This window comes from Kribbella sp. NPDC051587 (assembly GCF_044453945.1).
Taxonomy (GTDB): Bacteria; Actinomycetota; Actinomycetes; order Propionibacteriales; family Kribbellaceae; genus Kribbella.
In genome coordinates, this window is sequence record NZ_JBITDE010000012.1 from 216740 (window position 1) to 238815 (window position 22076).

Consider the following 22076-nt stretch of genomic DNA (forward strand, 5'->3'; position numbering starts at 1 on the left):
CGGCACGAACCTTATCCGCTGACATCGTGGCCGCGGCGACGAGCCCATGACATCCTCGCGGCTCATCGCCGCCTCGGTGTCATAAAACCTTTGTCTCACTGATGACGGTTGCCATCCGATGGATGCCTTCGGCAATCTCGTCGATGCCGGGCGTGTTGGCGAAACTCAACCGGATGTACGGCGCCGATGCCTCGGCCGCGAAGTAGGGACGACCCGGTGAGACGACGACACCGACTCGCAGCAGCGAATCAACCAACGTGAGCTCGCTCGTCCCACCGGGTAAGGCAAGCCAGAGGTGATAGCCACCGGACGGCGCGTACACGGGCGCTAGGCCGGGAAGCTCGCGGTCGAGTGCCGCAAGCATCGCGTCGCGCCGTTCACTCAGACCTGCGGAGATTCTTCGAAGGTGTTTCGGCCAGGCTGTGCTCGTCACCAGATCCAGGGCGGCCTCTTGGAGTGGCCTCGACACGAAGAAACTGTCGACGAGCTGGATGGCGCGGAGGCGCTCCAGGACCGGTCCCCTGGCCGCCACTGCGCCGACGCGAAGGTTCGGCGACGTCGGCTTGGTCAGCGAGCTGATGTGCACGACGACGCCGTAGGGATCATCAGCGACAAGCGGTGCGGGCAGCGGCCCGCCATGACCCAGGTAGCGTGCGTAGTCGTCCTCGACGACAAATGCGCCCGCGGTGTGCGCGGCCTCGATGACCTTCGCCCGCCGATCAGCGGCCAGCACGGCGCCGGTTGGATTCTGAAACATTGGCTGGCAGTAGAAGGCGCGAGCTCCGGTGGCCGCGAACGCGTTCTCCAGGTGATCGAGTCGTACGCCGTCGCGGTCGACGGGCACCGGAACCGGTCGCAGGCCGGCCCGGCGAGCAGCGGCCAACACACCTGGGTACGTAGGTGACTCCACCAAGATCGGGGTACCCGGTGGTGTCAGTGCGCGCAGCGTGGTTGCCAAGGCCGCCTGACCGCCGGACGTGACCAGCACCTGTGCCGCCGTCACGCTGCCGCGTGCCCCACCGATCTGTCGCGCGAACCAGGTTCTGAGGGCGATCATGCCTTCCGGCGCCGGCATCTCCCAGGCATCGGGCCTCCGGGCGGCTCGAGCGAGTGATGCGCTCAAGGCCTGCGCCGGTTGCAGCGAAGGATGCAGATAACCACCGTTGAACGCGATCAGTCCGGGCTGCGGAACCGCGAGACTCATCGCAATCGCCGACGCGTCAACACTCCGCGGGACCGGTTCACCTTCCTCCGCGGCCAGCGCGATCTCCTGCCAGGACGTATCAACGATCCGTAGCGCAGCGGAGCTCGCGTCGGCACGAAAGACACCAGCTCCCGGCCGCGTCACCACCAGGCCCTCGTCGCTCAGGATCGCCAACGCTTGTGACACGGTGACCGGGCTGACGCCAAAGCGCTCGACCAGCGATCGGCTGGAGGGCAGCTTCTCCCCGATCGAGTAGCGGTGAAGCTCGTCACGGACAGCCGCGGCGACAGCCGCCGAACTGCTACTATGTTTCATGAGAGACAATGATAGCGCTACTGCGCCCGTTAGAGTAGCGGTCCCAGCACCGCAGCCGGGGATCGCGAACTCGGTGCTCGATACCATCGGAGCGACTCCGATGGTGCGGCTGGACCGCCTCACCGAGAGCATCGACGGCACCCTGCTGGCCAAACTCGAGTACTTCAACCCGGGCGGCTCGAAGAAGGACCGGGTCGCGAAGCGGATCATCGAGGACGCTGAGAAGACTGGCCGATTGTTGCCCGGCCAGCCCGTCGTCGAGCTCACCAGCGGTAACACGGGAGCCGGTCTGGCGATCGCCTGTGCCGTTACCGGCCATCCATTCATCGCGGTGCTGTCCCGTGGAAGCTCCGCCGAGCGCGCGCGGATGATCGCGGCGCTGGGTGCCGAGGTTGTCCTTGTCGACCAGCTGGCCGGTTCGGAACCCGGCAAGATCTCCGGCGGCGACATGGAGCTCGTCGAGATCGAAGCCAAGCGAATCACCGGCGAGCGGGGCGCCTTCCGCTCCGACCAGTTCGAGAACGCGAGCAACGTCGCCAGCCACTACAGCACCACTGGGCAGGAGATCTGGCAGCAGACCGGTGGCCGCGTGGACGCCTTTGTCGACTACGTCGGGACCGGAGGTTGTCTGGCGGGCGTCAGCCGCGCACTCAAGGAGCACAACCCGGCCATCCAGTGCTTCGCGGTGGAACCGGCGGGAGCAGCGGTCCTTGCCGGCCAAGTGGCAACTCAACCCAACCATCCGATCCAGGGCGGCGGTTTCTCTCGCTCGGACCTCACCCACCTCGATGGCGTTCAGCTGGACGGCTACCTCCAGGTCAGTGGTGACCAGGCACGCGAGACCGCACGCTTGCTGGCGATCCGCGAAGGCGTGTTCGCCGGGTACTCAGCGGGCGCGAACGTTGCCGCCGCCATCAACTTGCTCAGCGGCGATCTAGCCGGCCGGACCATAGCCGTCGTCATCCCCGACACCGGTCTGAAGTACCTCTCCACCGACCTCTGGCCGTAAGGCCAGGGCGTTGACTCGACGTCAATCCCAGCGCACGACGCTGTTATCACCACTAGAACGGAGCAAACATCATGCTGACGCTACGCCCGTATTCGGTCCAGGAAGCGCTCGATGCCCTGGGGATCTCGCCGTACATCCAGCAGGTCCGGCGAATGATCCATCTCTTCCGCACAGCTGGCTGAGGCCTTCGGGCCCCGGTCCAGCTCCCGATTGAAGACCTCGGCAATCCCACGAGACATGCAGACGGAATGCTCACGCGGGATGCAGCATTCCTGGTCATCCATTGCCCCCGACAACGACCTGGATCCAGACGTGAGCGATCAGACCCGAACTCCTGCGGCTGCCGCAGCAACGCCGTACCTCTACCTACTGGTGACCATGGTCCTCTTCGGGACCGCGTTCACCAGCTCGAAGGTGGTCGTCGGACGGATGCCTCACGACGTCGCCGCCATGCTGCGCTTCGGCGGCGGCGCACTCATCCTCGTCGTGCTGCTCTGCCTGCGGCGCGACGGCAGCCGCTTCTCCTGGCGAGACTTCTGCATAGCCGGCTCTGTGGGCCTGATCGGTGTCTTCGCATACAACCTGTTCTTCTTCTGGGCCCTGTCACTGGCGCCCGCGATAGACGGCAGCGTCATCATTCCTGTCCTCAGCCCGGTGCTGACGACCCTCGCGCTCATCGCGACCCGACGAGAGTCGGCCTCGGGCCTGCGCATTGCCGGCCTCGTGCTCGGTGTCGCTGGTGCGGTCGTCTTCTTCCTCGGCGTCGGCAGTGGGAGCCCCGTCAGCGGACCTCGCCTGGCCGGCGACTTCATCTACCTCCTCGCAGCGGCCTGCTGGGCGGCGTACAGCATTGCCTCCAAGAAGGTCCTCAGCGGCATCGATCCCCTCCGCGCCACGGCCTATGCCACCAGCGTCGGCGCGGCGGCCCTCAGCCTCATCGCGATCCCATCCATCGCTGATACACACTGGGCCGCGCTTCAGACCTCCACCTGGGCCAACGTGATCTTCCTGGCTGTCGGCCCCACCGCAATCGCCTACCTCTTCTACTACCGGGGCCTACGCGCCGTCAGTCCCATCACAGCCACCATCACCATGTTCACCGTTCCCGTCTTCGGAACCCTCTCCTCGGTCCTGTTCATCAACGAGTCCTTCACCCACATTCAGATTCTCGGGGCCGTCATCACCGTTGCCGGCGCCCTCCTCGCCGTGCTGAGCACCAGCCGCAAGAGCCGGCAGTCACAAGCCGAGCCATCAGCCGCGGTCACAACCTGAGCAGATCAGCTCACCGGCCCAGGGGTTCGCTCCAGACTCGTGCAGCCCCGCAGCTGGTTGACCCTGGCGCGTTCCTTGTCGGCTTCCTTGGATGCGAATTCCACCGGCTGACGAGTGTCGTCGGACAGCTCGGTGGGGATCAGGTTCCGCTGCACAACTGTCCGACCGCGCAGGGTCAGCTTGAGCACACCACCTCGCCAGTCCTCCGGCGTGAGAAGGCCTGCGCCCCACAGGAAGTTGCCCATGCCGTAGGCAACGAATGTCCGACCGAGGTACCCCTGCCCCTGAAGCACATGAGCATGGGATCCGAGGATCACGTCTGCGCCGGCCTTCGCCAGCTCGCTGGCAAAGGTTTGCTGAACATGGGTCGGGCAATGGTTGTGTTCAGAACCCCAATGCGGAACCACGATCACGACGTCGCTGGCCGCACGGGCAGCTCGTACGGCTGCTAGCGCCGCCCGGTTGTCGATCGCCATCGCGAGCCCAGAACGCGATGGCGTAGCCACCCACTGGTCGGCAAGGTCCTCGACCTGGCTGAAGGCCAGGACAGAGACTCGGATGCCGCGGATCGTCGTCCGCCACGGCGCGTAGGCCCGGCTGGCGTTCACCCCGGCTCCGACGGTACCCAGACCACCTCGTGCGGCGGCACTCATGGTGTCCGCGAGTCCAGTTCTGCCGTAGTCGAGGGTGTGATTGTTCGCCAGGCTGACAAGGTCAACACCCGCTGATTTGAGCGCATTCACCGCTCGTGCGTCCGTCCGGAACAAGTATCGCTTCTGCTGTGCCGCGCCCCGGGTGGTGACCGGCGTCTCCAGGTTGACGATCGCGAGATCAGCCGAAGCCAGCTGACCGGAGACCGGACCGACTGCCGAAGCGGGCGACTTGTCCAAGAGCTCTCCGGCACGATCTTCGAAGTTCACGTCGCCCGCGAACGCAATGGACAGCTCCGGTCCATCGCCTTGAATCGTCGGGTCGGACGCAAGCTGGCCGCCGGTACATCCTGCCGCGGTGAGCGTGACGACCAGTATGGACAAAGCCATCCACCCGAGCCTCCGCCCGTCGGCTCGGCGCCGGCGGTTGCCGGTCGCCGGATCCGCAGCATGGCTCATCGAGCGAACATCCGAGTACGGTTTCCTGGAAACATGCCATCGATGACATCGTCCGCGGCGTATCGGCAGCGTTAAGACTTCCTGATACGTTTTCGATACGCACCAAACGCTCTACTGGTGACGGTGACGATCCAGCTCTCCGACGTGCGCCAAGCGCGCCCCAACAGCCGCACTCCCCTCCGGTTGTACGAGATCGATCTGCTCCGGATACTCGCCGCAGGCTCGGTTCTGCTGTATCACTACCTGTTCGCCGGCTACTTCAAGGTCGTCTCGCCGCTGAACTTCGGCGCGCTCAACGTCGTCGCGCGCTACGGCTATCTCGGCGTCGACCTCTTCTTCGTGATCAGTGGATTCGTCGTCTCGCTGTCCGCGTGGAACCGGACACCGCGCAGCTTCGTGGTCTCACGAATCACCCGCCTCTACCCGGCCTACTGGGCGGCGGTCTCGATTACCGCAGCTGTCTCGGTCCTCTTCGGCGCTGGGCGCTTCCCGATCGGGCTTGGCCAGTACCTCGCCAACCTGACAATGTTCAACTCGCTGGTCAACCTCGAGAACGTCGACGTCGTGTATTGGACCCTGTGGGCCGAACTGAGGTTCTATGCCATCGTCCTCGTGCTGACTACGGTCGCAATCACTCCACGAAGAGTCAGTGTTGTCTGCTGGACCTGGCTCGGTCTGACCGCGCTGCTCGAACTCGGTGTCCTCCCGCCGATGACCGATCTGGTCATCAATACACAGTTCTCCCACTACTTCATCGCCGGTATGACACTCAGCCTGATCTATCGCTTCGGATCGCGGAGGTCGTGGTTGGCCCTCGTTGGATTGTGCCTGGTCAACGCCCTCTACCGTGGCCGGCAGTTCGCCGCGGACATCGGCGACCGTTACCACACCACGCTTCATGTATTCATCGTGGTCGCCATCATCATCGCCATCTTCGGCGTGATGCTTGCCGTGGCGCTACGCATCACCTCCCGGCTGGCAAAGCCTTGGTACGCCGCGGTCGGGGCGTTGACCTATCCGCTGTACTTATTGCACGCCCAGCTCGGATTCATTGCCTTTGAACGCTTCGGAGACAGATTCAACAAGTATCTACTGCTGGTCGCCACCACCGCGCTGGTCGTCGGTCTCGCCTACCTCGTTCATCGGTATGTCGAGCGCCCGCTCGCGCCACGGCTGAAGCGGGCCCTGCAACGCCTGGGGGCTTCATCGGCCTCGTAACGAGTCGTCAACGCGACGTCGATTCCTCGCGTCCAGGGTGAACGAGACACCACCCTGGAGGCCGGACATCAACAAGGTCATTCTCATCAGCGGCGCATCGAGCGGCTTCGGCGCCGCCGCCGCCCGTGCCCTCGCTGTCGCGGGCCATCACGTGTACGCCGGAATCCGCGATATCAATGGGCGCAACGCCGCCGCGGCGAGTGAGGCGACCGCCTATGCCGCCGATCACCAGGTGAGCCTCCGACCGATCGATCTCGACGTCAAGTCCGAGAGCTCGGTGCGGCTGGCCGTCAGAACCGTTGTGCACGAGCGCGATCGCCTGGACGTGCTCGTGCACAACGCCGGCCGTCTCGCCGGCGGTCCTGCCGAAGCCTTCACCCCAGAACAGCTGGCTGATCTGTACGACAGCAACGTGCTCGGTGCGCAGCGTCTCAACCGCGCCGTGCTTCCCCACATGCGTTCGCGGCGCGATGGGCTGTTGCTGTGGGTCAGCAGCTCGAGCACTCGCGGCGGAACCCCGCCCTATCTGGCTCCGTACTTCGCCGCGAAGGCGGCCGCGGACTCGCTCGCCACCAGCTATGCATTGGAGATCTCCCGCTTCGGAGTCGATACCACTGTTCTTGTTCCCGGCGTCTACACCCACGGTACGGATCTGTTCGCCAAGAGCGCCAAGCCCGCAGACACGCGGCTCCTTGAGATCTACGAGGCCGTCCAGCCCGGATTGCTCGAGCACGTGGGCGAACGTCTCGCGGACCTCACACCAGACTGGGCCGATGTCGCGGACGTCTCGACGGCGATCGTCGCCATCGTGGACACGCCCAAGGGGAGCAGGCCGTTCCGCGTCCACGTAGATCCGGTCGACGACGGCGCCGAAGTAGTGAACATGATGGCTGACAGGGTGCGCGCGGAGTTTCTGCGCCGCGTCGGCCTGGCCGACCTGCTCGGCCCCGTCCTCGATTGAACCTGCTACCACCGGTCGGTGATCCGCTGGGTAGCTGATTCGCCGGCCGGTTCCAGGGGTAGCCGTGGGGACGAGTTCGTTCCGGATGCCGCTCGGACGGCATCCGGAACGAACTCTGGGCCGTCATCCTTCCGCCCCGGACGGGCGACGACCAGGGTGGTCAGCCGACTCGCCTGCAGCACCTCAGGCGCTGCGCCCTAGACGAGCCGGCTGACCGTCCGCTCCGGCCATCGGACGAGGTCCGTTCGCTGGGGATGCCATCGTCTTCACCGGGCGGAGCAACCAGAAAACAACATCGGCGTACACAACCTGTCGATGATCGGTTGATTCCAGCGCCGCGGGACGAGGCCGAGGCCAAGGCTGCGCAAGGTTCCTTGCTTCAAGCCACAATCGACGCAGCACCTGCACGGCGCGCATCGAACTCGCGTATATATACCTCGCCCTCGAGGTACAGGCGCTGTCAATCCAGACACTCGACGCTGGTCTCATGACCGAGACGAACAAGACTCTGATTGCCGACCTCCGTCGGGTCCTCACCGGACGCGTGGTAGCACCGGACGCCGAGGACTGGGACGCTGAGCGACGCCCCTGGCATACGTTGGTCCCTCAGGAGCCAGTGGCGGTGGTCCATGCGGCGAGCGTCCGCGACATACAAAAGGTCGTGCGGGCCGCTGAGTGGCATCGCCTCGCAGTCTCACCGCAACCTCGCGGGCACGGGGCAACCTCGCACACAGCGGACGGTTCCATTCTGCTCCGCCTGGACCTACTCGACGAGATCACCGTCGAACGAGACGTCGTTCGTATCGGCGCCGGAGTTGCCTGGAAGGACCTGAACGCAGCTCTGGCCGGCACCGGTTCCACGTCTCTGCCGGGCAGCAACGGCAACGTCTCCGTCGTGGGCTACACACTCAGCGGCGGTCTCAGCTGGTTCAGCCGGGCCTACGGTCAGGCGGCTCACAGCATCCAGGCCATTGAACTCGTCGACGCCGGCGGAAAGGCTCGGCGGGTCACAGCCGACTCCGATGCTCAGTTGTTCTGGGCCTTGTGCGGCGGGGGTGGCGACTTCGGAATCGTCACCGCCATCGAAGTCCGACTCCACCCAGCGCCGCACATCTACGGTGGCAGCAAGATTTGGTCCTTCTTCCACGTTCGTGAGCTTGTGCAGGCTTTCACCACTGTCACCGATGCAGCGCCCGACGAACTGACGCTCTGGCTCACACTGCTGCGAATGCCGGACCTCGACAGCGTTCCCGAGCCCCTGCGTGGACGAGCGGCCGTCAGTGTCAGTGCCGCTTATCTCGGCGATGCCGACGAAGCAGAGAAACTGCTCGCTCCGCTGTACGCAGTGGCCGAGCCTGAGCTGGGGCAGTTCGGCAGTCTTTCGATCGATCAGATCGACTCGATCTCCGACGAGCCACACGAGCCGATGCCGATTACCGGGCGCGCCCATCTGCTGACCGAGTTCAATGATGAGGTCGTCGACGCGCTCCTCAAGGAGATCAACCGTGGTGACACGCCGCTCGCCATGCTCCAGATCCGCCACCTGGGCGGTGCCTTGCTGCGGTCGACCACCACGGACGGCCCGTCGGGCGCGATCGACGATCCCTATCTGCTGTTGGCCGCCGGCGTGGTGACAGATCCGGAGCAGACCAGAGTCATCCAGCAGGCGCTGTACCGCGTGACCGCCGGGGTGATCCTGTCCGTCAGCGGCCGGGTGCCGATGACGATGGCCGGTGACGAGCCGATCGAGCACATCTTCGCTCCTCGTCAACTGGCCCGCCTGCGCGACATCAAGGACCGGGTCGATCCGCACCGGCGCTTGCGCAGCAATTATCCCGTTTGGCCACGCGAGCGGCACCCCCGCCAGTACTGAGACGTCCATCAACTCGATGCATAGAACGCCCGTCAAGCGGTCCGGCTGATCCATAGATCAACCGGACCGCTCCAGGTCACGCCCACAGATCCGTCGACAGATACTTCATGCCCGTATCGGGGATGACCAACGCAACAGTTCCTCCGGCGAAGCGGCCCCGAAGCAGTTGCAGCGCGGCCGCCACATTCGCGCCGGCCGAATATCCGGCGAAAACGCCTTCGCGGCGCGCTAGCTCTCGACACGTCGTCCGTGCGTCCTCACCGCTGACCTGTAAATATCCGTCCAGGGCAACGTGATGCAGATGAGTCAGGTCGTGTCGACCGAGACCCCCACCTTGAATCCCGTGCGAACGTCGGGAGACCGGCATCCCGGCCAGCGTCGCGACGCCCTCGGGCTCGACCGCATAACACTTGATCGAGGGCTTCTGCTCCTTGAGCGCCCGGGTGACGCCGGCCAGGCAACCACCAGTCCCGACGAAGTCCACGAAGGCGTCGATGTCGTCGCCTGCCTGCTCCCACATCTCTCGCCCGGTGGTCGTGTAGTGACTGTCGACATCGCTCCGGTTGCCGAACTGGTTGGCCCGAAAGGCGCCACGAGAGGCCACAATCCGGCGTACCTCCTGCTCAACGAGCATTGGCTCTTCACCAGACCCCGCGGCCACACTGTCCACGGACGCCACCTCGGCGCCCAAGGCGCGGATCATCCGTCCTCGTTCCTTGGACGGATGATCCGTGAGCACGGCGATGAACGGGTGCCCCGTGACCGCACAGGCGATCGCCAATCCGGCTCCCGTGTTCCCACTGGTGACCTCGACGACAGCCTGCCCCGGCTTGAGCTCACCCGACTTCTCGGCGTCCTCGATGATCCGCTTCGCCGCGCGGTCCTTCTTGGATCCGCTGGGACTGAAATATTCAAGCTTCGCCACGATCGTGCCGTCCAGCCCGTCGGTCAACCGGTCGAGCCTGATCATCGGCGTCCCGCCGATGGTGTCCATGATGGAGTTCAGGATCTTGTTCATCGTTGATCCCATCCGACGACAGCACGACCCTGGAGGGCACGGTCCATCGCCCGCCCCGGCCGCGGCAGCTTCTGCGCCGGATCGCCATCTGCCAGGGTCTCCGCCCGGGTAGCGTCCAGAACAGCGATCAGGTCCTCGCTTCCAGCGAACTCGAGCGAAGTCACCCACAGGCTGTGGAAAAAGGCATCCCAGTCAATACGCATCCTACGACCTCACACATCCAGACGAATTGCGGACATTGTGGTCACGAGGCGGCGGCTTCCGACCACCTCGTCGTGAGCTCGTTGCCGTCGACAACGACCTGACACCCACCACCCCACGGTCCTGTGCACCGGTACACAAGCGATTGATGGCCGGGACGTGCGGCGTTCGGCCTGCCGGAGTCGCCGAGCGCGCAAAGCCGACGACTGTATCTCGTGTCGATCCACCGTCTACCGGGCGCAGACAGGCTCAAGGTCGAGGTCTACCTCGGTAGTGACCTCGATCCACCCGGCGCTTGCAACTCCGCGCCGTCGTCTCCCGAATCAGTCGAAAGGAACATCGTGCGCTCACTGAGGACCGCATCTCTGCTCAGGTTGACCGGAACGGCCGTGATCGCGATCTCCGGACTCGTTACCGCAGCCCCAGCGACCTCCGCCGCAGCTCCCGCGCGACCGACCGAGAACAACTACATCCAGTTCACCAACCACGGTGCGTACCTAGCGCGCACCTGCTACCACTGGATTCCTTCCGGCGTGGCCAACGACTACTGTCACCAAGGTCGACCTGCCGGCCAAACGTGGCGAGCCTACATTCCCGCCGGTGCCCAGTCCGTACAGGTCAGCATGGCATCCTGGCAGGCTGGCTACGAGCAGTTCGACAACAGGAACGTCACCAACGGCCGCAACTGGTGCTACACCCTCCTGGGTACCACGGTCACATCTCACGCAGAGGGTGCCGGCTGCCCCAGTTAGCTGCATCTCGCGATGGCAGCTAGTTGTTCCCGCCCTTGATGAGTGGGTCGGCCGCGAACCAGACCGACCCACTCCCATCGGGGTGCTACTGGACTCCGAAGACCTGGATCTCGGTCATGTCGGTGAACTGGCACCCGCCCAAGCCCCCAGACGGGCAGTTGGTGGCGAAGTCGGGAACCTGCGGGCTCAGCATGGTGAACCGAACGTACTGGACGCCGGTCGCATTACCGGTCGGGGTCACGACGTTGTACTTACCTCGGTTCGTGGCGTCGAACTCGCCTTCGCGCGCGGTTGCCCAGGTGACACCGTCGGGCGAGGTCTCGATCCGGTACTTTCCGGTCGCGGAGCTGACGGAATCGCCACAGACGTTCGACGGATCCACCTTGAACGACTCGATGCTGACGGTCGCCGGCAGCTTGATGTCCATGTGCTTGGGGATCACCGTACCGGTTGGGGTGCCGTTGTCGTCACCGGTGGTACTACCCCAGCCGCTACCCTGCCGATTGTCGATGGCGGCACTCGGACCGCAGCCGTAGGCTGTCAGGTCCGGCCCATTGAAGGCAACGATCTTGCCCCCGCCGGAGGCCGAGGCCCAGTTACGCCGCAGCGCGAGGTTCGTCGTCACTCCGCCCGCGGGTACTGTCACCGACTGAACCGTGAGTTCATACCCAGGCGGGGTGACAGCGACCTTCGGATAAATGCCTGGGGCCACATTGTGGATCGTGTACTTGCCGGCAGCATCCGTGACCGCCGAGTAGTCACCGGCGAACCCGGAAGAATGTCCGCCCACGAAAACCAGCGCACCGCCGAGTGGTGCGCCGGTGTCCTTGTCGGTCACGACGCCCGAGATCGTCGTGGTGGCACCGGTCGGCGGGAGGTGGAAATCCTCCGCCGGGTAGGCGTCCCCACCGTCCAGGATCCCCGCGAACCAGCCCATCCCGCGGTTGGCGAAGACGCTCCAGATCGCGCGGGCATTCTTGCCGCCGCCTGCCACCAGGTCCGCTTGCACGATCGCGTTGCGCATGTCGAGCATGGTCGGATTGTCGGGCGACAGTTCCATCGCCCGGGTGATGATGCTGACCGCGTACGAGCGGCCGAGCCGTGCTCGCAGATCCCAGAGAGTCTGTCCCCATACCTCGCCGGAAGCGTGGACTTCGGGAGCGCCCGCAATCGTCGGAAAGTCGCCGTACGTGTAACCACCCTTCGAACCGTCCCGAGCGACACAGTTCGGATTTTCGACCTTGAGTCCGCAGTCGATGGCCATCGTACGAATCGATTTCCCCGCGGCAACATACCGACCCTCGAGGACCTCGCCGGGGGCCTTGGTGTCTTTGACCAGACCGTGTGAGACCAGGTAGTCAAGGGCGTAGAAGTCACTCCACGCCTCCCCCATGGAGCCGCCCTGAACGCTGGTCAGCGTTCCGTTGCCAGTCGCGTCGACGACCAGGCGGTTGGACAGGCCGTGCGTGTATTCGTGGTAGAGAACGTCCGCGGAATTCGCGGAGCTCGAGGGCAAGAAGCTGTCCGGGGCGGTCGTGCCGAACAGATACATCTGCATCGTCGGTGAGGTGCCGTCCGGTGGGGTGCTCATGTTGGCGTTGTCGACGTGCGCGGGGTCCGGCCCACCATCCTCCCCGGTTGCCGCGCCATCCAAAGCGTTCAACTCAACCGGGTCACCGCCCGCGGCGTCGAACGAGCCGGCCGCCGGAGTGAAACTGATCGGCGGCTTGGCCAGCCAGTCGTGATAGTTGCTCGCCAAGGAGAACGCGTTGGTGACATCCTCGTTCAGGTTGGTCTTCCAGGAATCCGGTGTGGCTGGGTCCCAGGTGCAGACGTAGGCCGGTGCGCACAGTTTGTTGCTGTTGAAGGGCGTCAGCTTGTACTCGGCGCCGCTCGCCGTGCCCGGCACCTTGACCGTCTCCCCTACGTTCGCCACGTTGTCGTCGTTCACATCCGCGAACGCAGCGACCGAGGTGCCTTCCAAAAGGGTCTTGGCCCCCTTGGAGAGCCACCTCTTGTGGACGAGGTTCTGAACACGCTGCGTGCCCCCCATGGCAGCACCCGGGTAGTAGTCGGTGACGAGCGCATCGCCGGTGCCCTCGTTGGACAGGTCACGTCGGTACAGCAGGCCTCCGGTCTCGGCATCAATCACGTGTGTGTAGATCTTGGTGCCACCGGCATCGACATACGTCGACCAACCCTTGCGCAGACCGTCAGCCGTGAAGAACCAGACCTGCTTCGCGGAGTCGCCATTGCTCCACAGGACCTGCTGGCCGGTTGACTTCGCAGACGCAGGCTTCGCCGTACCATTGACATCGGCCACAGCCTTCGAGCGCGCCTCGGCCGCAGACACACTCGGTGCCTTCGCCCGCACCGCGGCCTTCGCTTCCAGCCCAGGAACTGGTGAGCCCATGATCGAGATGAGCTCGCCATGCCTGCTGACGTTAGCCTTCAGGCCGTTGCCGAACACCTCGATACCGTCCACCGTCTGCGACCAGAAGACATGGTGGGTGCCCAAGTCGTCGACGTAGTCCTTGCGTAACTTCAGCGTTGCGAGGTCAGCTTCGCTCAGCCTGAAGACCTCCTGATGCGCCTGAACATAGTCCAGCGCGATGTCCTGAGCCTTCTTGATGCTGCGACCGGTCAGGAAGCCATCCAGCTTCGTCACCTGCGCCGGCGTACCGGTGTTCGGGTCCAACCGGACGACTCCTTGTGCCCCGAGCGAGCTGCGGAACCTCATCGACCCGGCCGGCTCCGCACCGCCGGCCTTCGCGGCCCGAGCCAACGTAATTCTGGCATCCGGCGTGCGTGCGTCGAAGTTTCCCTTCCGATCCTTGGCTTTGGCCGATTCGTTGCCGACCGGTCCTTGCCCAGGGTCTCCAGTCTGCGCGGCATTCGCGCCACCAACCGAATTCACGGCCAGAAGACTGGCGGCCGAGACGGCGGCGGCGGCCAAGAGCCCCCACCGCCTGCGTGATGTGGTCACAGTCGTCACTCCAGGTGTCTAGGCGGATCGCGCTGTATGCGCGCAGCCATCGCAGCCGAAACTCGTTGACACCGGATCGATGGATCGTTGACGCAAGCCCTACCGCTGCGACGTCTCCCCCAATGGCCTGTCGGAGCTCCGGTGCGGGCGCCGCGCTCCAAAGGTCGTCAACCCGGCGTCAACCGGTCTGGGGTGTTCTGAGGACGCCGCTTCCAGCGGTGGGCCCGGGACGTGCCGGCGGAGAGAGCGCAGGCCGATCTAGAGGGACGGAGCGGGCGCAACCTTCCAACCCACTGTGCCTTGCTCGCAGCGCTTCCCGGGCTCGTTCGGATCAACCATCTAGATAGGACGCGGGCGATGACAATCGTCGTGTACGGCGCAGGCGATATCGGATGTTATGTCGGAGGACGGCTCCTTGCGAGCGGAAGTGACGTGACGTTCGTCGGCCGCCGGCGAATGGCCGATGAGCTGGCGGACCACGGTCTCAGGTTGAGTGACTACCTCGGCACCGATCTGCGGATCGAGCCCGGTGACCTGAGTTACGCCACCAGTCCCGCGGCCGCCAGCAGGGCAGATCTGCTTTTGCTGACGGTCAAGTCGGCCGCAACCGCGACCGCCGCCGACGAACTCGCCGACGTCCTCAAGCCGGACACCGTCGTTATCAGCTTCCAGAACGGACTTCGCAACGGTGCAATCCTCTCGACGCGCCTGCCTGCGAACACCGTGCTGAGCGGCATGGTGCCATTCAACGTGGTGAACGATGCCGGCGGACACTTCCATCAAGGCACCGAGGGGACGCTCTTCGTACAACGGGACCCCGCGCTGACACCATACGAGCGTGCGTTCGCCCGGGCCGGCCTTCCGCTGCTCGAGCATGACGAAATCCTCCCCGTGCAATGGGCCAAGCTCCTACTCAACCTCATCAATCCAATCAACGCTCTGTCGGACCTGCCGATGCAGACGCAGTTGTCGCAACACGCCTTCCGGCTCTGCTGGGCCGCGGCTCTGGACGAGGCGATGAACCTCCTGGCGATGGCCGGTATCGAGCCCGCGCAGATCCTCCGCAGCCCGATGTCACACTTACCGGACATCTTGCGGCTACCGGACTTCCTCTATCGGCGATCCGACGTGCTGCCCAGGATGGACCCGCTGGCACGAACCTCCATGTGGCAGGATCTCCAGGCCGGGCAGCCGACCGAGATCGACTACCTGAACGGCGAGGTCGTCCGCCTCGCGGAGTCGCTCGGCCGCACGGCCCCGATCAACGCGCGGCTCGTCGCCCTCGTTCGGGCCGCAGAACGAAACCGCCGGACCTGGACTGGGCCCGAACTGCTTCATGAGCTCGGCCGGTAACCGTCGATCACTCGTCAACCCGCCGTCCACCCCCTCCTGCTCGACTGCACGTCAAAGGCATCGGTCGCGAAGGGATCTGGTCATGCGCGCGTCATCAAGGAACTCAACAGGATCGCTCGTGCCGCGGCACGCCGGCCGTTCCGCGGCCAACTACGTCCGTTCGTTTCAGGTCGAGGTGCCTACGAGCCAACTGCTCGAGTTGCGGCGCCGGATAGCGGCGATGTCCCTCCCAACGGCCGAGCAGGTCAGTGACCGATCCCAGGGAGTCCAGCTTGCCACTACTCGCGCGCTCGCGAAGTACTGGTTGACGCGCTATGACTGGCGAAGATTCGAGAAGGCGCTCAGGAGGTTTCCGCAGTACCTGACGGAGATCGACGGCGTCGACATCCACTTCCTCCACGTCCCCTCCCCGCATCCCGGTGCCCTGCCGCTGATCGTCACGCACGGCTGGCCCGGCTCTTTCGTCGAGATGCTCGACGTGATCGGACCACTGACCGATCCGACCCGGTACGGCGGTCGCGCAGCGGAAGCGTTTCATGTCGTCGTACCGTCCATCCCCGGATTCGGCTTCTCCGGCCAACCGACCGAACTCGGTTGGGACACCGGTCGCGTCGCACGTGCCTGGGCCGAGCTCATGCACCGCCTCGGATACGACCGATACGTCGCCCAGGGCGGAGATGTCGGTGCCGGCATCACCGACGCCATGGGCCGCCAGGCACCGGTCGGACTCGCGGGGATCCACATGAATCTGCTTCGTTCCGCACTCTCTGCACCCGTCGGACCAACGGATACCGACGAGGAACGGGCCGCAGCGGCCGCGATCCTCGATTTCAACACCGCTGGCAGCGGCTACCGGATCGAGCAGACGACTCGACCGCAGACCATCGGCTACGCCTTGCTCGACTCACCCATCGCCTTGGCTGCATGGATGCTCGACCACGACACCGACAGCTATTACAAGGTCGCCGGCGCTTTTCGCGCCGCTCTGCCCACAGGCAATCTGACGCGTGACCAGATCCTCGACAACATCACTCTCTACTGGCTGACCGGCACCGGCGCCTCGTCTGCCCGGGTCTACTGGGAGAGTGCCCATGCCGTGAGCGGGATGACGTCTCCCCCGGTCCAGGTCCCGGTCGGCTTCAGCGCCTTCCCCGGCGAGATCTTCCAAGCACCAAAAACCTGGGTCCAGAACGTCTACCCCACCCTCGCCTACTACAACCAGCCCGTAAGGGGCGGACATTTCGCTGCCTGGGAGGAACCCGCGCTTTTCGCCGCCGAGATCCGCGCAGCCTTCCGAGCCCTCCGCTAGAGCTCGTTGCCGGTCTGATCTCCTCCTGGGCGGGGGAAGCTCACAGGCACTCCGGGGCCGCTTCGGCCGCCCGAGAGTTCGCTGGCACCGAAGAGGGCGACATACAGCAGACCGTAAGCGAGCGAATAACGCAGCCCCGCAATGGCGAGCGCGGCAAAGTGGCTTCCTGCACTCACCCCGGCCAGCGGCTCGGAAAACATCAACCCCGAGACGACGTCGCTGAAGAGAAAGGCGGTCGCGGAGATACCGATGCCCACAGCAAACAGAATCCGAACGCGCATGCCGTCCAGCGGCCATCGAACCCTGACGACTATCTGCCGTAAGGCCGCCGTGACCACAAACAGGATGACTATCGCGAACGGAACCGCCAGGGTCGAGTCACGAAGCGCTCGCAGCACCGGGGAGAGGCGTTCATGGCTGTCCGGCATCGGCATCCCCGGCATCGCGTGCCCGCTCATGCCAGGCATACCCGGCATGTCCAGCACATGTTGTCTGGCCGCTCGATCCGATCCGGCCGTCCAGGTCAAAAAGGCACCTACAACGTAGGCCTGTACGGCGGCGACGAGAGCGATCCGACGATTAGGCGAACCGGACTGCCCCTCCCGACGTATCGGCTGATCCGACGGCTCAATGAGGTTCGACGAACCTGGAAGACGCATGTCCCACAGAAAACCGTGCCGTGGTCAACACCCAGTAGACGGCATCATCGTGCAGCTCGTGGATCAGCTGTTGACGGTCTGTCTATCACTCCATGTGAAGCTTCTTGGACTCTTAGCAACCATAATGTTCTCCAAGGAGGAACATGAAGCTCACGTCATCGTTCGCCCGCCTCGGCGCCGGCGTAGCTCTACTACTACCCATCGTCGCGGTCGCCGCGACCTCTCCCGCTGCAGCCGGCACGAACGGGCAGCACGTTGAGGCCTGCTCCGGCTACCACACGGTCATCGGAGCCAGCATGTGGGGAACCGATCAAAACGGCAACTTCGCGGAGACCCCTCGTCGCGACTTCCCGTACGCCTACTCGGTGCGCCAGTGCGACAGGTTCGACGACTACTGGTTCAAGGGCAACATCACCGTCCGGTGGTATCGCAGCGATGGGACGACCACCGAAACACATGAGTACATTCCAGTCTCCCAAGCCAGCGACTGGAAAACTGTTCATTTGGGGCAATACTGACCTCCCCTCCTTTATGGAACAGCGCCCGGCACTCGTGCCGGGCGCTGTACTTTCTCTACTTCGCTGACGTTCTGCTTTGCACCGAACTACTGCCCGCTCGGCTGCAGAAACAGCCGCAACCCCGGCCCAGCTCCCATCCTCTCGTCCAGGTGCTCCTCCAGCCACTGCACCCGCGGCTCAGCCAACCAGTCGTGGCCGAAAATCGCTCCTGGATGCTCGATAGCCGCATCGTTCAACTCGTACTGTCCGAAGTACTCCATCGACCCACGCCAGAAGGCAGCACTCGGCGCCACCAGGTACGACGCGACCAAGCGGTCGTCATGCAGCCATGAACGAATCATCCGTCCGCGCATGGCGTCGACGACAGGAGACGGTCCAGCCTGCCCCACCGGACTGATCAGATGTCTGGCGATTCCGATGTGACGTCCCGCGGGCACCTCCATACGATCGTGGACATCTCGCCAAATCGCTCCGACCTGCGGATCTGCTTCGATCTCATCCTGTGCCGGGCTTTCGAGCGTCAACCAGCTCGAGAACCCACGAAGGCGTCCAGTGGTGCGGCACTTCAGGACGTGGAAAGCCTCCGGCCGTCGGCCGAACCAATACTGCACCGACTGCGCAACCGTGTCGCCATGGAACTCACGTGCCATGCCCACGAGTTCGGCTTGGTCATCCGGCCCGGCAGTACCACCAACGATGTCGTTGCCCCCGGCCCATGAGACGTACCGCGACGAGACCCCGCCCGCGCGACAGAGATGTCCGATCGCCCTGACCGCCTCGATCAGCGCGTACGGCTCAGTACAGTCCCGCAACGCCTTGCCCAGGACATAGTCGCGGATCGTGCGATGCATGGACCTGTAGCCTTCAGGATCGCGCCACCGCAGGTGGTCGTCGAGCGCTTCACGCAGGACGCCGTTGATCTCCAGGCCGTAGGTCGCAGCCTCGACGCCAGGGTGTGAACGGAGCCAGTCGAACAACTCGGCCGAGTCACCGGCCGGCATGACCTCACGCAGTAGGTCCTCCGTCGTGCTGCGGGCATGTGCACAGATATGCAATGCCTTGCGATGCAAGGCGCTGGGAGCATCGCCTGCGAGCGTGGTCACCAGTGTGTCCACCACATACCGGGCGGCGTCCCGCCGCGAGAGCTGCCCATTGGCTGTGACAGTTCTGCTGACCTCAGAGCTCAGCACAACGGCGAAGGGATTTCCGTCCGCGAAATCGGTGATCGACGCCTTCGCGTCTGGCTCGGCACCACAACCTTCGACCAATTCGGCCGCCTCGGCGTCCAAAAGCCCTTCGAGTCGTCGACAATGGATCGCGCCCGCCCATCGCGGGTCAGTACGCCAGCCGGCGCTCGGTCCACAGCGAGCCGCCAGGACGACCACCGCGTCAACGGGCAGCTTCGGCAGCCAGTCGCACAGCAGCCAGGGCTCAAGCTCGCCGATGTCAGGGGGAGAGTCGATCAACAGCACGGGCGTGGCGACATCGGTAGTCTCACTGATCACGTCGTTGAGTTCCGTCTGCAAGTCGGAGGTTGACTTGCCGGACAACAACCAGGCCTGATAGCCGTCCGCAACCGCGTCTGCGGCCAGTTGCCGCACGAGGGAGGACTTACCGATCCCGGCCGGCCCGTGAAAAAACAACACCTGCTGACGCTCGCGCGGGCCCGTGGCGAGCAGCGACTGAAACATCGTGCGTTCCGAATGCCGGCCGACGAACCGCCATCCCGTGTGCGAGGCGCCGGCCGCCGGCTGCGAGGAAGCGTGATCGACTCGCGGCGTCCTCAGCGGCTGCCGCTCGATGCGCGACCTGCTGCCGCGGAGCTCGACCAGCACGTCATCCTGCTCGGGTTCGGATCTCAGAATCTTCTCGTGGATCGCCTGCACGCCGGCTCCAGGACTGATTCCGAGCTCGGTCGACAACAGGTCGTACAGCATCCGGTAGACATCGAGAGCCTCGGCGCGCCGACCGCTGCGGTACAAGGCGAGGAGGTAGATCTCGTAAAGGGGTTCTTCCAATGGGTTCAGCTGGATGAGCAGAGGAACCTCGGCGACGACCTCTGCATGCTGCCCGAGATCCAGCCGACACTCCAGGAGCTCCTTCGACGCAGTGAGCTTCAGTTGCTCGAGCCGAAACCGCTCTCGCTCCGCGGCCTCACCTGGCACGCCGGCCAGCGCCGTGCCTGTCCAAAAACTCAGGCTCCGTTCGAGCTCGGCTACCGCGGCGGTCAATTCGCCGTCGGCGCGGTACTGCCGAGCCACCTTGATCAGGTCGCCGAACTCCGCCGCGTCCAGAACGAACAGCGAGGCGTCGATCAGATAGCTGCCGGACTGGAAGGTGATCACCGACTTGTCATCTGTCGACAACAGGCGCCGAAGCCGCGAGATGTAGGTCCGGATCACCGTCTCGCTGGTGGCGGGCGCATGTTCGCCCCACAATCCGTCGACCAGATCGGCACTGCGGACGAAGTTGCCGCCACCGGCCAGCAGCATGATGAGGACCGCCTGCTGTTGTGGGGAGCCCAGATCGAGAATCTCGTCGCCCCGCATCAACCCTGGCGGCCCCAGGATGGTCAGTCGGTACTCGTGGGATCCGTCAGGTCGTCGCATCGCGAGGTTCCTTTCTTGATGCCTCACCGAGCTGCCGGGGAGCCGGATCCAGGTAGATGGCGTTCACCCAGATCTGCGTGAGGATGTCGACCAGCCGATCCTCGGGAAGGGCCGGATCCTCACCGATCGTGCAGGCAAGCATCGAGCGCTCATTCATGAGCGTCAGAGCGATCGCGAGCTCGCGCGCGGGCAGACCTGGAGGAGCGACACCGCATCGACGGTCGGCCTCGATCGCCTTCTCGACCCGGCGCACCCAGCGCTCCATGATCGCTGTCCAGAGCTCACGGATCTCGGGATGCTGAGCACGCAACTGGGCCACCGCGACGACCACTGGCGCATGGTTGCCCCAGGTCCGGATGGACGCGTGAATCGCGGCGCGCCACTGCTTCACAGGGTCACCCCCGGCATCCTCGAACTTTTGATGGGTGGCAGCCAGGACCGCTTCGGCCATCCGGTCGAGCAGCGCAAGGACCACAGCCGCCTTTGAGGAGAAGTAGAAGTAGAAAGCAGGCCGTGAGATCCCGACGCTGCGCGTCAGATCGTCGATGGAGATGTCCTGCACCGGGCGTTCCTGTAGTAGCTGCTGAGCAGCATCCAGGATCGCGCGCTCGCGGTCGTCTCCCGACATCCTGGGCGCGCGCCGCCCGCGTTTCGGTGCCGGTTCGATGTCTTTCGCTTCCGGTACAGCAGGAGTCGCGCGGCGCGCTGATCTGTCTTGATGCTCGTTGAGGCCGTACAGGGCTGCCTGGGACATGGAAGTCATGTTACAGCATGTTGACTCTGTCGACCATTCGTCATCAAACCTGACATACTGTCAGCAGACAGGGTTTCGCCCGCCTGGGCGGGGCCGCGACTTACCAACTCGATGGGAAAAGCCATGACGGGTGAGGTGACCTTCGAACTTCTGGGCCCGGTGCGGGCCTGGAGGGGTTCCGAGGTTCTGGATCTGGGGACTCCACGTCAACGTGCTCTACTTGCCCTGCTCCTGCTGAGCGAAGGCCGGCAGGTCTCGGCCGAGGCGATCGTCAGCGCGCTGTGGGGGCCCAACGCGCCGCGAAGCGCTTCCACGACGACTCGCTCGTATGCGAGCAGGCTCCGTCAGGTGCTCCTGCAGCAGGCCACCAAAGACTCGGAGATCCGGTCTGTCGGCGGCGGGTATCAGTTCATCGTCAACCCCGCGAGGGTCGACGCGCTGGACTTTCGGCATACGACAGCTGCCGCTAGGGCTGCGCGGGATCGCGGCGAGCTCGAAGAGGCTTGCGCACTTCTCCGCTCAGCCCTTTCAAGGTGGCATGGTCCAGCGCTGGGTGGCCTCAGGGGCCCCTATTTCGAGGCTCGCCGTACGTGGCTCGAGGAGCAGCGTCACTCAGCTCGACAAAGCCTCTGGCGACTCGACATCCAGCGGGGCCGTTGCGAGGAAGCCATCTCGGAGCTTGGTGAGGCCACGGCGGCCCGCCCTTTCGACGAAGGCCTGTGGGAACTCCTCATGCTCGCCTTCAGTCGGGCCGATCGCCGGGCCGATGCCCTCACCGCCTACCAGCAAGCCAGCCGTCTTCTGAACGACGAGCTAGGACTCGAGCCCGGTCCCGCGCTTCAACGCACGCGGACCCGAATTCTCACCGCCCGCCAGCCAGCTATTCAGCGCAGTCTGTCCGACCGCGCGGTCGCCTGAGGCTCATCTCCGGTCACGCATACCAGAAGCGGACACGC

Annotated in this window: 17 protein-coding genes; 9 read left to right on the forward strand and 8 right to left on the reverse strand. The window is 64.6% G+C overall.

Features of this window, described 5'->3' with window-relative positions:
• Positions 1-79: 79 nt before the first annotated feature.
• Positions 80-1519, reverse strand: a complete 1440-nt coding sequence (locus tag ACIA49_RS33305) for a PLP-dependent aminotransferase family protein (RefSeq protein ID WP_396381900.1) — start codon at positions 1517-1519, stop codon at positions 80-82.
• Between the two features lie 73 nt (positions 1520-1592).
• On the opposite strand from ACIA49_RS33305, the gene ACIA49_RS33310 reads away from it, so the two are divergent.
• Positions 1593-2528, forward strand: coding sequence for a PLP-dependent cysteine synthase family protein (locus tag ACIA49_RS33310; RefSeq protein ID WP_396381901.1), 936 nt, complete (start codon positions 1593-1595; stop codon positions 2526-2528).
• 312 nt (positions 2529-2840) lie between these two features.
• The gene (locus ACIA49_RS33315; RefSeq protein WP_396381902.1) at positions 2841-3800 is read left to right on the forward strand and encodes a DMT family transporter; all 960 of its coding nucleotides are present in this window, start codon (positions 2841-2843) and stop codon (positions 3798-3800) included.
• A gap of 5 nt (positions 3801-3805) precedes the next feature.
• On the opposite strand, the gene ACIA49_RS33320 is transcribed toward ACIA49_RS33315, so the two are convergent.
• On the reverse strand, positions 3806-4840 hold the full coding sequence (locus tag ACIA49_RS33320) for a CapA family protein (RefSeq protein ID WP_396381904.1): 1035 nt from the start codon (positions 4838-4840) through the stop codon (positions 3806-3808).
• Positions 4841-5026: 186 nt separating this feature from the next.
• Here ACIA49_RS33320 and ACIA49_RS33325 point away from each other — a divergent pair, with 186 nt between their 5' ends.
• The 3 genes from ACIA49_RS33325 (at position 5027) to ACIA49_RS33335 (ending at position 8961) form a co-directional block, all read left to right on the forward strand.
• Positions 5027-6127 (forward strand): acyltransferase family protein, encoded by a 1101-nt coding sequence (locus ACIA49_RS33325; RefSeq protein WP_396381906.1) that lies wholly within the window; start codon positions 5027-5029, stop codon positions 6125-6127.
• Between the two features lie 37 nt (positions 6128-6164).
• The gene (locus ACIA49_RS33330) at positions 6165-7088 is read left to right on the forward strand and encodes an SDR family NAD(P)-dependent oxidoreductase (protein ID WP_396381908.1); all 924 of its coding nucleotides are present in this window, start codon (positions 6165-6167) and stop codon (positions 7086-7088) included.
• Positions 7089-7575: 487 nt separating this feature from the next.
• Entirely contained in the window at positions 7576-8961 is a 1386-nt protein-coding gene (locus tag ACIA49_RS33335) for an FAD-binding oxidoreductase (protein ID WP_396381909.1), read from the forward strand.
• A 76-nt stretch (positions 8962-9037) separates the two neighbouring features.
• Here the strand turns inward: ACIA49_RS33335 and ACIA49_RS33340 are convergent, their stop codons facing one another.
• The 3 genes from ACIA49_RS33340 to ACIA49_RS33350 form a co-directional block, all read right to left on the reverse strand.
• Positions 9038-9979, reverse strand: a complete 942-nt coding sequence (locus ACIA49_RS33340; protein WP_396381911.1) for a PLP-dependent cysteine synthase family protein — start codon at positions 9977-9979, stop codon at positions 9038-9040.
• Positions 9976-10182, reverse strand: coding sequence for a hypothetical protein (locus ACIA49_RS33345; RefSeq protein WP_396381913.1), 207 nt, complete (start codon positions 10180-10182; stop codon positions 9976-9978). Before ACIA49_RS33345 ends, ACIA49_RS33340 begins: the two co-directional genes overlap by 4 nt.
• 835 nt (positions 10183-11017) lie before the next feature.
• Positions 11018-13849, reverse strand: a complete 2832-nt coding sequence (locus ACIA49_RS33350) for a M36 family metallopeptidase (protein WP_396381914.1) — start codon at positions 13847-13849, stop codon at positions 11018-11020.
• A gap of 426 nt (positions 13850-14275) precedes the next feature.
• On the opposite strand from ACIA49_RS33350, the gene ACIA49_RS33355 reads away from it, so the two are divergent.
• Together ACIA49_RS33355 and ACIA49_RS33360 are read left to right on the forward strand one after the other, a co-directional pair.
• A complete protein-coding gene (locus tag ACIA49_RS33355) occupies positions 14276-15271 on the forward strand; it encodes a 2-dehydropantoate 2-reductase (RefSeq protein WP_396381915.1) in 996 nt (331 codons plus the stop codon).
• A gap of 118 nt (positions 15272-15389) precedes the next feature.
• The gene (locus tag ACIA49_RS33360; protein ID WP_396381916.1) at positions 15390-16580 is read left to right on the forward strand and encodes an epoxide hydrolase family protein; all 1191 of its coding nucleotides are present in this window, start codon (positions 15390-15392) and stop codon (positions 16578-16580) included.
• Here the strand turns inward: ACIA49_RS33360 and ACIA49_RS33365 are convergent.
• Complete coding sequence (locus ACIA49_RS33365) at positions 16577-17239, reverse strand: hypothetical protein (protein WP_396381918.1); 663 nt, start codon at positions 17237-17239, stop codon at positions 16577-16579. The genes ACIA49_RS33360 and ACIA49_RS33365 overlap by 4 nt on opposite strands.
• Before the next feature lie 143 nt (positions 17240-17382).
• Between ACIA49_RS33365 and ACIA49_RS33370 the strand changes: the two genes are divergently transcribed.
• A complete protein-coding gene (locus ACIA49_RS33370; RefSeq protein ID WP_396381920.1) occupies positions 17383-17757 on the forward strand; it encodes a hypothetical protein in 375 nt (124 codons plus the stop codon).
• An 86-nt stretch (positions 17758-17843) separates the two neighbouring features.
• Here the strand turns inward: ACIA49_RS33370 and ACIA49_RS33375 are convergent, their stop codons facing one another.
• Both ACIA49_RS33375 and ACIA49_RS33380 read right to left on the reverse strand, forming a co-directional pair.
• Positions 17844-20306 (reverse strand): BTAD domain-containing putative transcriptional regulator, encoded by a 2463-nt coding sequence (locus ACIA49_RS33375; protein WP_396381921.1) that lies wholly within the window; start codon positions 20304-20306, stop codon positions 17844-17846.
• A gap of 46 nt (positions 20307-20352) precedes the next feature.
• Positions 20353-21120 carry a TetR/AcrR family transcriptional regulator gene (locus tag ACIA49_RS33380; protein ID WP_396381922.1) on the reverse strand — a complete coding sequence of 256 codons (768 nt, stop codon included), beginning with the start codon at positions 21118-21120 and terminating at the stop codon, positions 20353-20355.
• A 123-nt stretch (positions 21121-21243) separates the two neighbouring features.
• Between ACIA49_RS33380 and ACIA49_RS33385 the strand changes: the two genes are divergently transcribed.
• The gene (locus ACIA49_RS33385; RefSeq protein WP_396381923.1) at positions 21244-22038 is read left to right on the forward strand and encodes a BTAD domain-containing putative transcriptional regulator; all 795 of its coding nucleotides are present in this window, start codon (positions 21244-21246) and stop codon (positions 22036-22038) included.
• The last annotated feature ends 38 nt before the right edge of the window (positions 22039-22076 follow it).

Coding starts and splice junctions, on each gene's coding strand:
- ACIA49_RS33305 (WP_396381900.1), bottom strand. CDS start 1,519: ATGAAACATAGTAGCAGTTCGGCGGCTGTCGCCGCGGCTGTCCGTGAC.
- ACIA49_RS33320 (WP_396381904.1), bottom strand. CDS start 4,840: ATGGCTTTGTCCATACTGGTCGTCACGCTCACCGCGGCAGGATGTACC.
- ACIA49_RS33335 (WP_396381909.1), top strand. CDS start 7,576: ATGACCGAGACGAACAAGACTCTGATTGCCGACCTCCGTCGGGTCCTC.
- ACIA49_RS33340 (WP_396381911.1), bottom strand. CDS start 9,979: ATGAACAAGATCCTGAACTCCATCATGGACACCATCGGCGGGACGCCG.
- ACIA49_RS33345 (WP_396381913.1), bottom strand. CDS start 10,182: ATGCGTATTGACTGGGATGCCTTTTTCCACAGCCTGTGGGTGACTTCG.
- ACIA49_RS33355 (WP_396381915.1), top strand. CDS start 14,276: ATGACAATCGTCGTGTACGGCGCAGGCGATATCGGATGTTATGTCGGA.
- ACIA49_RS33365 (WP_396381918.1), bottom strand. CDS start 17,239: ATGCGTCTTCCAGGTTCGTCGAACCTCATTGAGCCGTCGGATCAGCCG.
- ACIA49_RS33370 (WP_396381920.1), top strand. CDS start 17,383: ATGAAGCTCACGTCATCGTTCGCCCGCCTCGGCGCCGGCGTAGCTCTA.
- ACIA49_RS33375 (WP_396381921.1), bottom strand. CDS start 20,306: ATGCGGGGCGACGAGATTCTCGATCTGGGCTCCCCACAACAGCAGGCG.
- ACIA49_RS33380 (WP_396381922.1), bottom strand. CDS start 21,120: ATGTCCCAGGCAGCCCTGTACGGCCTCAACGAGCATCAAGACAGATCA.
- ACIA49_RS33385 (WP_396381923.1), top strand. CDS start 21,244: ATGACGGGTGAGGTGACCTTCGAACTTCTGGGCCCGGTGCGGGCCTGG.